Origin of the sequence: Bacillus sp. FJAT-27001, from assembly GCF_019039175.1 — a bacterium.
Lineage (GTDB): Bacteria > Bacillota > Bacilli > Bacillales > Bacillaceae > Bacillus > Bacillus velezensis.
In genome coordinates this window covers 37,746-51,408 of record NZ_JAHOAA010000001.1, presented here as the reverse complement: position 1 = coordinate 51,408, position 13,663 = coordinate 37,746, and the positions used below count along the sequence as shown (strand labels likewise).

The following is a 13,663-nucleotide window of genomic DNA, read 5'->3' as shown; positions in this document are numbered from 1 at the left end:
GGTTTACCAATCGGAAGCCGCGTCCGTCCGCTGTCCCGTTTTCGGTCACAGACGTAAAACGCCGCATCAACCGTCGCTTCCGTCGGCCCGTAGCCGTGAATAAGCACGGTCTCCGGCAGAAGATCGGCAAACCGGGCAGCCGTAAGCGGTGAAAGAGCTTCCCCTCCGGCAAACACGCGTGTCAAGGTTCTGCCGAGGCGTGTTCTTGTTTCCTCAGGCTCTGTTTCCAGCGCGTCTAAAAAGCTGTTGACCATCGCCGGAATAAAATGCGCGGTCGTCACCTTTTCTGAGGCAAACGCTTCAATCATCCGCACAGGATCTTTCTCCCAGCCGGCAGGAAGCAGATACACGGAGGCGCCGGACATCGTCCACCAAAACAATTGCCAGATGGAAGCATCGAAAGAAAAGGATGATTTCATCACGATAATATCCTCTTCCGTCAACGGGAACTGCCCTTGCATGCCGGATAAAAAGGCGGTGGCCTGACGGTGTTCAACAGCCACTCCCTTCGGTGTTCCCGTCGAACCGGACGTATAAATGATATAAGCGAGCGAATCGCTATCCGCTTCTTCAGAGACAGCCCCTGTCTCCGTCTCGCCTGTCAGAGAAGAAAGAGACACTTCAAGCGTCTCGCCGGAAAAACCGGAAACGGATAACCCCGGCTGTGCAAGCAGGATACAAGCGCCGCAGTCATCGAGCATATAACGCAGCCTGTCCTCAGGATACTCCGGGTCAAGCGGCACGTAGGCGCCGCCCGCTTTTAACACGGCAAGCACTGAAACCACCATCTCCGGCGAGCGTTCAGCGAGTACGCCGACCATGCTTTCTTTGCGGATGCCTTTTTGGCGGAGCCAAACAGCGAGCCTGTCCGTGTACTGATCGAGCTCGGCGTACGTCAGCATACCGCCCGGAAAACGGAGCGCCGGACGATGCGGCGAAAGCGCGGCGCGGCGGGCAAACAGTCCGTGAAGCGTCGGAGCCGGCGGTTCAACCGTTTCTGTACGGTTAAACGCATCCAGCATACTTCTGGCTTCACGCGCATCAAGCAATGCGATCTCGGAGGCGCAAATTTCAGGATCGGAGATGACTGAATTCATCATATGCCGTAAAAATGTTTCGATATTCTTCATAAAAACGCTGTCGTATATACCGGTATCAAAGTTTAAGCGGATATAAAGAGAATTTCCCGGAATCACCTTTATGCTGCATCCGTAGTTTGTGACTTCCTCCATCGTGAAATCTTCTACCGCAAAATCAAATGAACCGGCCTGACTCACATTTTCAATTTCACGCTGGGCCGGCACATTTTCAAACACGATAATGTGGTCAAACAGCGCTTGCTTCAAAGGGCTTTGCGCTTGAATGTCATACAGCGGATAATAGCTGTACGCTTCTGCTTGCAGCGTCTCCTGCTGCAAATGCCTGACGAGCTCCAGAAAAGAAAATGAACCGCTTTTCACCCGCACGGGAATCGTATTAATAAACAGTCCCACCATTTTTTCCACGCCTGCGAGATCCGACGGCCGGCCGGAAACGACAGAACCGAAAACGGCGTCATCACAGCGGCTGACACGCTGCAGCAACATGCCCCACAGTGCCTGGAACACTGTATTCAGCGTTGCTCCCGCCCTTGCCGCAATGTTCTTCAGCTCATTTGTCTGCTCTTCAGAAATGGTGAAAACCGCCTGCTCAAGTTCGCCATTTGGTTCCGCGGATTTTTTCGGAAGAGACGCCGATTGCTCAAGATCGGCAAGTCTCGTTTTCCAAAAAATCTCGGCTTCTTTACGATCCTGCTTCATGAGCCATTTAATATACTTACCATATGGCTGAACAGGCTCGAGAGACGGGAGCCGCCCGTCTCCGAGAGATTGATAGATCATCAGAAATTCCTTCATGACAATCCCGAAGCACCAGCCGTCCATGACGATATGATGATGGCTCCAGATACAAACATAGCGTTCAGGCGCTTTTTTCAAAATGGAGACTCTCATGAGAGGGTCTGATTGCAAATCAAAGCCTTTATCTTTATCTTCTTTTCTGAACCGGTCGGTATATTTGTCTTGTGCCTTCTCGTCCAAATGAGAAATATCATGAAACTGAACGCGGCTCGGCCTGTTTTTCAACACGACTTGGCGGGGCTTCGCCACATTCTTATGAATAAATGTCGTACGGAAAATATCGAATCGTTCAAAAACAGCATCTATACTTTTTTGGAATCGTTCCCGGTCAAGCTGTCCGTTGATCGTAAACACCGCTTGTTCGAAGTAGGCTCTTGAGTCATGATCCAACAGAGAATGAAAAAGCATGCCCTCCTGCATAAAAGATAAAGGATATATATCTTGTATTTCCGGTTGCTGCCCCATTGCGCCACTCCTTTTCTATAGTTTGTTGACGGCTCCCATAATGTCACTCAGATCTTCCAGCGTTAACTCCTCGTCACTGAAATCAGCGGCGCTCCATTCACGCTCCTCTTTGCCTGTGCAATGCGAGATGATCTGCTTGAGAAAGGCATGAAAATATCCCGTCAAAACTTCAATCGTTTCTTTTTGATACTGAAAACGGTTGTACACGACATGCATGCTGAGACATTCCGACGATACGGAGCCGCTGATATCAAGTGTGTACGGACGTTCCCAGTCTGGGCTGACTTCATTTCCCGCTTTTACGGGAGAAACACCAAAGCCGCTGGAACGGATCTCCCTGTCAAACTGCCCTAGATAGTTAAAACTGATTTCAGGAGAATCGGATTCAGTCTCTTCCCAGAGTTTGCTTATATACTTCAGCACCCCGTATCCCGCTCCTTTATGCGGAATGCGGCGCATCATGTCTTTTGTCCGCTTAATGTGATAGCCGAGCCGCTCGCCGTCATCAGCCTGATCTTGAAAACTTGCGTCAACCAATACCGGATAAATTGACGTAAACCAGCCGATGGTTCTGCTGATATCAAGATGCTCCAAGTGCTCTTCCCTTCCGTGGCCTTCCATGCTGATTTTGAATGTCTCGTTTCCGGTCCATCTGTTCAGCGCAAGGCTTAACGCGGCAATCAATAATTCACCCGTCTCTGTTGTGTATGCTCTGTTCGCTTCCATTAACAGCTGCTCAGTCTCCTGTTTTGTCAATGTAACGGTCATCACATCTGTATCTTTCAGAAGATTGGAAGAGATGCGGGCATCTTTCGGAAGCGGTTCGACCGCCGCTCTTTCTCTTTCGGACCAGTAGTCTGCTTCCTGTAACAGCCGGCGGCTTTTTGCATAATCAGAGATTTGCTTCGCGTAAGTCTGATAGGAATCGGTTTTTGCCGGAAGCGCGGTTTCTTTTCCTTCGAGCGCCTGCCTGTAGCATGCGGTGAGATCTTCAAATAAAATCCGCCATGACACCCCGTCAATGACAAGGTGATGAATGGAAAGCAGCAGATGATCGCCATCATTAGCGTGAAATAATCCGACAGCTACGAGCGGACCCGTCTCCAGCCGAATGGAAGTTTGAATACGGGCGGCCGCCTGTTCAATTGCGGCGTGCTCCTCTTGTAATGACCCTTTCCCTCTCACGTCAAGCGTTTCAAACGTAAAGAGTTCTTCTTCAGAAAGCTTTTCCGCTCTGTTATATTGAATCACCGATCCGTTTTGCGTGCCGCATACCATCCGTAATGCGTCATGATGAACCGCAAGCTGTGCCAACGCTTTTCTCATAGCAGATTCATTGATTCTGTCCGCACTGCGGAGCATAACCGACTGATTAAAATGATCATGTGGCAATGATTGCGACAAGAACCAGTGCTGGATCGGCGTCAGCGGAACGTCTCCCGTGACGGGAGCCTGATCAATCACGCGGCGGACTTTCCGGAGCCGCATCGATACTTCTCCCAGTGTCTGATGCTCGAACAGCTCGCGGACGGTCGTTTCATAGCCCTGCTGTTTCAGCCTCGCACATACTTGCAGCGCTTTAATCGAATCCCCGCCGAGATGGAAGAAATGAGCATTGGGACCGAGGCCTTCAACACCTAAGAGTTCTTCCCAAATGTCAGCCATCATTTCTTCAGTTTCATTTCTCAGGCTGATATCATTTCCAAGGCTATCATTTAATTCAGGTTGCGGGAGCGCCTTCTCGTCCAGCTTCCCATTCGCCGTCAAAGGCAGTTCATCAAGCGCTATCAAGCGGGCGGGAATCATATATTCCGGCAGAAAAGCTCTGAGAGAGGCCTGAATCTCTGCTTCTTTTATCTTTTCGTTCCCGTGTAAGACCGCGTATGCGTAAATGGAGTGCTGACCGTGCTGATCAGCACGTGTGATCACGGCGGTCTCTTTCACGGAGGAAAGCTCTTGCAGCGCTGATTTAATTTCTCCCAGCTCAATTCTGTGGCCTCTGACTTTTACTTGCGCATCTTTCCGCCCGACATATTCCAGCTCGCCATTTGAGAGCCTTTTGGCGATATCACCCGTCCGGTAGAGCCGCATGCCGGAAACGTGCGGATTCGTGATGAAACGGGAGGCGGTTAAATCATCCCTGTTTACATATCCCCTCGCGACGCCTTCCCCGCCGATATAAAGCTCACCGGGAATTCCGATCGGCTGCGGATTCATATAGGCGTCCATAACAAAAGCATGAAGGGTTTCCAGCGGTCTGCCGATATTGCTTTTGTTTCTCTCAATATCATCCATATTCAGTTTTTTGCATGTGACGTGAACCGTGGTTTCCGTAATACCGTACATATTAACAAGCTCCGTCTCCGGGTACTTCTCTTTCCAGCTTTTCAGTATGCCGGGCTGAAGCGCTTCTCCGCCGAAAATGACATATCGAAGCTTCAGCTTGTCCGTATGCCCGGCCTCTTCATGAATGAGTCCGGAAAAAGCCGTCGGCGTTTGGTTCAGCACCGTTACGCCTTCACTTTGCAGCAGCTGCCGGTACAAATGCGGATCACGGGCTGTGTCTTTCGGCACGATAACTACCTTTCCGCCGTATAAGAGCGCGCCGAATATTTCCCAGACAGAAAAATCAAAGCAATAGGAATGGAACAGCGTCCAGACGTCTTCAGAGCCGAAATCAAACGGCAGTCCTTTATGTGTGATAAGGCTGATGACATTGCGGTGTTCCGTCATAACGCCTTTCGGTTTTCCGGTTGTGCCCGATGTGTAAATCACGTAAGCCGGCTGTTCAGGCGTTATTATTTCTTTCGTTCTGTCTGCTGAAACGGATTCAGGCTTATCGATGTATAAAACCGGCAGCCCGTCCATTCCGGATATCCCAAGACCCGATTGCGTCAACAGAACACGCGCGCCGCTGTCAGTCAGCATAAATGAAATCCGCTCGTCCGGATAGTCAGGATCAATCGGCAGATAAGCTCCTCCCGCTTTTAAAATACCGAGAATCCCAATCAGCATATCCGGAGATCGTTCGGTCATAAATCCGACAATCTGTCCGGAGCGGATGCCGTTTTCCGACAGCATATCGGCGATTCGATCCGCCTTTTCATTGAGCTCGCGGTAGGTGAGACGCTCATGAGACATGACGGCTGCAATTTGATCCGGCATTTTTTCCGCCTGTGCTTCGAATAAACTGACAATCGTTTCATGCCTCGGATACTCCGCCGTTTGATTTTCCGCTTGAAGAAGCATCTGCCGCTCGTTTATGCCCAGCAAATGAATGTCAGACAGCTTCCGTTCGTAATCCGCTGCGATTTGTCCTAAAAGCTCTTTAAAATGACCGGCCCACCGTTCGATCGTATCTTTTTCAAACAACGCGGTACTGTATTCAAAATGAAAATCCAGTGAGCCATCCGGCCGTTCCTCGGCATGAAGCGTCAAGTCGAATTTTGAAATGTCATGCTTCACTGCATGTGAAGAAACGGATAAGCCTGGAAGGTTCACTTCGAAATCATCACTGTTTTGCAAAACGAGCATGGCATCAAACAGCGGATTGCGATTGACTTCCCGGTGTGTATCAAGCTTTTGGGCAAGTTCTTCAAACGGGAAGTCCTGATGTTCGGCCGCGCCGAGGGCGAGCATTTTCACCTCTTCTAAATAAGCGCGGAATGTCTTATCCCCTTTCGGCCTGCTTCTCATTGCCACGGTATTTACAAACATGCCGATGACCCCGTCAAGCTCAGCGCGGCTTCTGCCGGCCGCAGGTGAACCGACGACAATGTCTTCCTGCCCGCTCAATTTAGAAAGGAACAAGGAGTAGCTTGCCAAAAGAATCATATACAGTGTCGAACCCGTCTCATCCATGAGCTGGCGCAAGTTCTCCGCCGTTTCCTTTTGAAGGCGCGTTCGAACCGCGGACCCGCTGAAATCAGGAAGCTGCGGGCGCTTTTTATCGAGCGGCAGATCAAGTACGGGAATGTTTTCCCCGATCGTCTCCAGCCAATAACGCTCATGTCTTTTGAATTCTTCAGCGGCAAACCGCTCATGCTGCCAGACGGAAAAATCTTTGTACTGGAGTTTTAACGGCCGCAACTCCTTTCCTCTGTATAAATCCGTCAATTCTTGAATCAGAACGCTCATTGACACACCATCTGCGATAAGATGATGCATATCAAGCAGCAGAAAATGACGTTCTTCAGTAACTTTGGCTAAAGTCACTCTCAAAAGCGGCGCTTTTTCCACGTCAAACGGTTTGACGAAAGTTTCCATCACCTCTTGAAGAAGGTTCCCGGATGGCATGTGAATCTCTGTGAGGTCAAGATCGACATGTGAATGTATGTGCTGCATCGGCTCCCCGTTTCGTAAAACAAATGATGTGCGTAACGCTTCATGCCTTTGTAACAGCGCTGAAAAGGCTTCGTGCAGACGATCCCGGTTGAGTCTGCCGCTCAGTTCCAGACAAGCGGGCATATGATAGCCCGTGCTGTCCGCCGCAAGCTGATGAAGGGCATAGAGCCTTTTTTGCGCAAAAGATAGCGGGTACAAGTCCTTTGCCACAGCAGGCGTGATTTCTGCATATTCTCCTCTTTTCCTCTGTTCAAGGAAGCGGGCCATGCTCTCGATGGTCGGATGTTCAAAAACATGGCGGACGGCAAGTTCAATTTGCAGCCGTTTATGTATGTTTGAAACAAGCGACGCGGCTTTCAGCGACTGTCCGCCGATTTGGAAGAAATCATCTCTCATACTGATGTGTTCCCGTTTCAGCACTTCTTGCCAAATAGACAGCAGCTCAGTCTCAAGCATTGTGCGCGGAGCTTGATAATCACCGGTTCTCTCGGTTTCTTTCGGCTCAGGAAGTGCGGCCCGATCAAGTTTTCCGCTCACAGACAGCGGCATTTCCGTTAATTTGGTAAAGCTTCCCGGTATCATATAAGCAGGTAATCTCCCGGCCAATTCAGCGTGCGGTTTAAATGTCACACCCGCATTTTCCAGTACGACATAAGCTGCAAGCTCCTGTTCCCCGTCCGCCATTTTGCGCACGGTGACTGCCGCCTCTTTTACCCCGGACAGACTTCTGAGTGCCGTTTCGATTTCTCCTAATTCAATTCTGTAACCTCTTACCTTCACCTGATCGTCAAAGCGTCCCATATATTCAATCGTTCCGTCCGGTAAAAATCGGGCTGCATCTCCCGTTCTGTACAGCCGTTCACCTTCACGAAACGGATGAGGGGTAAAGACTTTGCCCGTCAGCTCTTTTTGCTGAAAATATCCATCCGCCAGACCTTTTCCGGAAATACACAGTTCACCGACGGCTCCGACCGGCTGCAGCCGATCTCCGTGCATCATATAGACAGAAGTGTTGGCAATCGGGCGCCCGATCGTAATCCGGCTGCTTTTTTGCAGGTTGCGCAGAATCGTCGTGGCCACACTGTTTTCCGTCGGGCCGTATTCATTCAGCAGCTCGGCATTCGGGCATATGCCGCGGCTCGCTTCCACGATATCAGGAGTGGCCGCTTCCCCGGCAAATGTCACCGCCCGAAGTGTCTCTGCATCTTTTTTCGTCAGCGAATCAAGCAGAACGCGATACAGAGACGGAACGATCAGAAGATGGCTCACTCCGTGGCGGGTGATTTTCTGTTTTATTGAAAGGACGTCTTTCGCATCATCTTCATCAGTTAACAATACACAGGCGCCCGACAGAAGCGGAGTGAAAAGACTCGTTAATGACCCGTCAAATACGTATGAAAAAAGATGAAGCGCTATGTCCCCTTCTGTCATCCCGTATTCTTCACGCCGCCATTGCAATGTATTGCTGATCGCTTTGTGTTGTACAAGCACCCCTTTCGGCCGGCCTGTCGTTCCGGAGGTGTAAATGACATACGCCCAATTTCCGCTGTCAGATACCGGCGGAAGCGGTGCGGTCTGCTGGGAAACCGTTTCCTCCATGATGACGACGCTGCCCTTGAAATGCGGCGGAATGAGGGGGAGCAGGTCCTTTTCGGTCACGAGCAGTGAGGCTTCACTGTCTCTCAGTAAAAATGAAATCCGTTCAGGCGGGAATTCCGCATCAATCGGCATATAGGCGCTGCCCGACTTCCAAATTCCGAGCAGAGCGGCAACCGTACTCATTGATCGGCGCAGCATAACAGCGGTGATCTGGTCGGGGCGTGCGCCTTTTTCCCTTAACGCATGCGCAATCTGATTCGCCCGCTGATTTAATTTCTTGTAGCTCCAGCTTACCCCGTTATATCTCAACGCCTCTTGGTCAGGCGTTTTTGCCGCCTGTTCTTCAAACAGCCCATGAACGGTTGTCTCAGGGTATGGACGGTTCGTTTCGTTAAACGAATGAATCAAGGCTTCTTCCTCCGGAGGCACGAGACTGATGCTTGATAAAAGCCTGTCCGGATCTTCCGTTACACAGGAGATGACCTCCAGAATATGCCCTTTGATCCGTTTCATGTCTTCCCGATCGTAGATGCCCGCATTGTAGCTGAATTTCACATAAAACTCTTCTCCCGGAACGATGACGACGTTAAGATCGTAATTGGTTTCTTCCGCCATCGAAAAGTTTTCAAGTGAGAGCGCACTGCTTTCGGTTTGCTTCCAGCCGTTTACCGCAGTCTGCATCTGAACCGGATAATTCTCAAAAACCAGGATGTGGTTCAATAGATCTTTTTGCAGGCCGCTTTCGTTTTGGATGTCATAAAGCGGATAATAGCTGTGCTCTTCCGCAGCGAGTGACTCTTTTTGCACCTTTTTGAGAAGAGAAGAAAAAGTCATATCCCCAGCCGCGCGCACCCTTACCGGCACGGTATTGATAAACAGTCCGGCCATTGATTCGATGCCGTCGATAGCTGACGGCCTGCCGGAAACAACTGAACCGAATACCGCATCTTCAGTGCCGTTGTAACGGTGGAGAAGCAGTCCCCAAATGCTCGTAAATAAAGTATTCAGCGTGACCCCGGTGCTTCGGGCAATGTCTGTCAGCTTTTGCACGGTTTCAGACTCAAGGGAAAATTGAAAATGCTCAGATGCATAACCGTTTTGCGCCGGCTTATTCTTCGTTTGCGGAACGGAAACGACTTCTCCGTAATCTTCCAAGCAGCGCGACCAGAACGCTGACGTTTCTTCTTTATTCCGGCTTCGGAGCCATTTGATATAAGAGCTGTACGGAGCCGGACTGCCGAGGTTTACAGGCCGCCCGTTCCGGTTCGCATAATACATGCTGAAGAAATCTTTCAGCACAATGCCCAAGCTCCAGCCGTCCATCATAATGTGATGGTGAGTCCAAACGCACGTATGGCTGTTTTCTCCCGTTTGAAAAAGAGTCAGGCGCATTAAGGGGCCTTTTTGCAGATCAAACCCCTTATGCCGGTCGGTTTCCTTGAATTCCTCAATGATGCTTTGCTGCCGTTCTTCCGAATAGTCTGAAATGTTCTCAGTCTGTACGGCTGTGTCACGGCGTGAAAGGACAACCTGCTGCGGCCCTTCAAGGTCAGGCACTTCTTTTATGAAAATCGTTCTGAAAATATCATAACGGCTGACAAGCATATCCAGACTTTTTTGGAATGTATCAATGCATAAATCCCCGCTGACTGTAAACGAAATCTGCTCGACATATGCGTTTGATCCGGAATCCAGAAGCGAATGAAACAGCATGCCTTCCTGCATATATGATAAAGGGTAAATATCTTGAATTTCTGTCGCTTGTGTCACGAATGCCACACACCTTTTTATGAAATTAAAGTCCTTTTACGAGATCTTCAATGCTTGATAGTGCTTGAGCGGTCAATTCTGTATGGCTGTAATCCGTTAATGTTTTTTCCCGCTCTTTCTTGCCGGAACAGTGGGCGATGATGTCCTCGAGGTGAGTATGGAAACGATTCATGAAGAACTCGATTGCCCCCGGTGCAAATACATCGGTATAAACGGCTTTTACCTCCAGTTGCCCGGCCGCCACCATCGCGTTAATATCCAGATCAAACTCGCGGATGCGCCCGGCCGCTATATCATGCTGCGGCTTGAACGGTGACATCTTCAGCGTTCCCTCAAGACCGTCAAACGCACCGAGATAGTTAAAGCTTATTTCTGGGTCTTTATAAAGAATGTTTCGCGAATATCTCAGCAGCCCGTAGCCGGTTCCGTGATGAGGAACCCGTCTCATCATGTCTTTTACCGTCTTTATGCTGTGAGCGGTTTTTTCGCCTGAGCCGTCCGGCACTCTCATATCCAAAAGCACCGGGTAAACAGATGTAAACCATCCTGCCGTTCTTGACATATCAATGTCAGGCATATGCCCCTGGCGCCCGTGCCCCTCAGTGCTGATAAGGATCTGTTCGGAACCCGTCCACTCATGAAGCGCCATTCCAAGCGCCGTTAAAAGCAATTCATGAACATCCGTTCCGTATGCCTGCTGTGTTTCCAACAGCAGCTGTTTCGTGACTTCGCTGCTTAATATCCACGATGCAGTGCGCGCGTTTTCCTGCAATCGTCCGGCGTTTTCATCAGTTATTTTCGGCAGCGGCGCTGTTTCACTAGACATCACGCTGTCCCAGTATGCGGCTTCCTCCAGCAATGCTTTGCTTTTGGAAATGTCAAAAAGTTCTTCGGCATACTTTATATAAGAATCGCTTTTCGGCGGCAGTTCGATTTGTTTGCCGTCCAATGCCTGCTGATAAGCTGTCTGCAGATCTTCAAGCAATATCCTCCATGACACGCCGTCCACGATAAGATGATGAATCGTTATAAGAAGATGGTCGGCTTCCTTCTGACGGAACACTCCGAGATGAAGCAGAGGCCCCTGATCAAGACGCATAGCCTGCTGTATTTCTTTTTCCTCAGCGGCTATCCGTTTTTCGGGCTGCGTTTCTTCTGAAATATCTATGACGTTAAGCGTAAATATTTCTTCATGCTGCTCTGTGATTCCGCGATTATATTGAACAACTTCCCCATGCTCATTTTCAGTGAAAGTCATTCGCAGCGCATCATGATGTTCTGTCAGCGCGCAAACCGCCTGATACAGCGCATCTATTTCGAGGCTGTCTTCACTGCACAGCATGACTGATTGGTTATAATGAAGCTCAAACGCACCCGGCTCCTCAAAAAATCTCTGCTGGATCGGTGTCAGCGGAGCGCTTCCTTCTATCGGCCCCTGATCAGCCGTTGCAACAGCCGGCGTGAGGTGCTTCGCGAGTTCTGCAATCGTCGGGAACTGAAACAAATCGCGGATCGACATGTTCCAGCCTTCTCCGGCGAGTCGGGCTGACACTTGAAGCGCCTTAATGGAATCTCCCCCAAGCTCAAAGAAAGAGTGATGAATTCCCGCTTTCTGAACATGAAGCACATCTTCCCAAATCCGGCATAACATCTCCTGTTTTTCATCGCCGGGCGCGACAAATGCCTGTGTTGAATGTATCTCTTCTGCCGGCAGTGCCGATTTATCAAGTTTGCCGTTCAGTGTCAGGGGCATGCTGTCTAAACCGATAATATGAGACGGCATCATATAAGCCGGGAGCTCCTGCATAAGAGACTGGCGAAGTGATGAGATATCGGCCTCTTTAGGAACGATATATGCCGCTAATCGGGCTTGTCCTTCGGCATCTTTCATCACGGTAACAGCCGCTTCTTTGACTTGATCGTGTTTCAAAAGCACACTTTCAATTTCTCCCGTCTCAATTCTGTAGCCTCTGATTTTTACCTGCTTATCAATCCGCCCTTGAAAACGAAGAGTACCATCCGGCAGCCAGCAAGCCTGATCTCCGGTTCTGTAAAGCGTTTCTCCCGTTTGTAACGGGTCACTGAATGCGTCCTCTGTCAGCTCAGGCTGTCCCCAATATCCTTTTGCGACGCCGGCGCCCCCGATATACAGCTCTCCGAAAACGCCGATCGGCTGGACCTGTTTGTCTTTGTTTAAGACGTACATTTGCACATTCGGAAGCGGAACACCGATCGGCACATCATCTTCCCGCGGCTCTTCGCTCATTTCGGCTTCATAATACGAAGAATCAATTGTCGCTTCTGTTACACCGTAGCTGTTAATGATCCGCATTTCTTTTCCGAAGCGTTCATGAAGCGTATAAAAATCCTGCGACTTGATCATATCTGAACCCAGTACCAGTATTTTTACACTTTGCAGCGCGAGCTTCCGGCGATATATATATTCCATAAACGGAACTACCAGCGCGGGTGTCGACTCCATAAACGTGATACGGTGCTGATCAATGAGCCGATAAAGCTGTTGCGGCTCAAGCCGGACGTCATCCGGACAAATGACAAGCGTTCCCCCGTTTAGCAGGGCGCGTGCAAGATCTCCTGAAAATACATCAAATGAGAAACTCGCCATCTGCAGCACTCTGACCGGTATAAGATCAAGCTCATAAATCCTGCGCCATGCAAGTGCTGCATGCGTAAAGCTGCGATTTCTGACTTCGACTCCCTTCGGCGTTCCCGTTGTTCCCGAAGTATATATGATATATGCAGTATCATCCGGTGACGCTGCCGGCTGAATATTCTTTGCACAAATATCGTATTGATCTTCATGATCAAGCTGAATGAGAAATAAATTGTGATCCGTCAGCTGTGAAGCAAGTTCTTTGTATTCTGACTGCACCATCAAGACGGATGCCGCGCTGTCTTTTAATAAATAGCGAATCCGTTCCTCAGGATAATGGGAGTCAACCGGTATATACGCCCCTCCCGATTTCATGACGGCAAGAACACTGACGATCGCTTCAATCGAACGGTTTGCCAATATAGCTGCTCTTTTTCCCGGACCGAATCCATTTTTGTGTAATGTTCGCGCAAGCCGATTTGCCCGCTCATTAAGCTGCGAATAGCTGATCTGTTGTGTTCCTTCAATAACAGCGGTCTGATGAGGCGTTTCTTCTGCTTTCTCTTCAAACAACTGGTGAAACAGTTTGTGTTTTTCCATGAATTCGGTTTGTGTGTTATTAAACTCAATCAGTAACTTTTGTTTTTCTTCTTCATCCAAAATGTCAGCTTTCGATAGTGTGACTTCCGGTTCGGCGGCAACATGGCGCAAGAGATTCAGTAAGTGGCCCATCCAGCGTTCAATCGTTTCTTTCATAAAAAGCTCGGTGCTGAATTCCATTTCAAAGCGGATGTTTCCATCGGATTCAGCCGCTGATAAGGTCAGGTCAAAACTTGATACATCATGTTCGGTATGTTCTGATCGTGACACCTTCAGACCGGCCAGATTTATCTCTTCTCGCTCCATATTCTGAAGAATAAACATCGCATCAAACAGCGGATTGCGGCTCATGTCCCGCTGCACCCCGAGCCGT

Annotated in this window: 3 protein-coding genes; all 3 read right to left on the bottom strand. The window is 49.6% G+C overall.

From position 1 onward, the window contains the following. A partial coding sequence (locus BGM27_RS00150) for a non-ribosomal peptide synthetase (protein ID WP_217031192.1) occupies positions 1–2,363 on the bottom strand: 2,363 nt, incomplete at its 3' end. A 15-nt stretch (positions 2,364–2,378) separates the two neighbouring features. Then, a complete protein-coding gene (locus tag BGM27_RS00145; protein WP_038462199.1) occupies positions 2,379–10,076 on the bottom strand; it encodes a non-ribosomal peptide synthetase in 7,698 nt (2,565 codons plus the stop codon). Between the two features lie 25 nt (positions 10,077–10,101). Beyond that, on the bottom strand, positions 10,102–13,663 hold a 3,562-nt coding region (locus tag BGM27_RS20455), incomplete at its 5' end, for an amino acid adenylation domain-containing protein (RefSeq protein WP_254122719.1).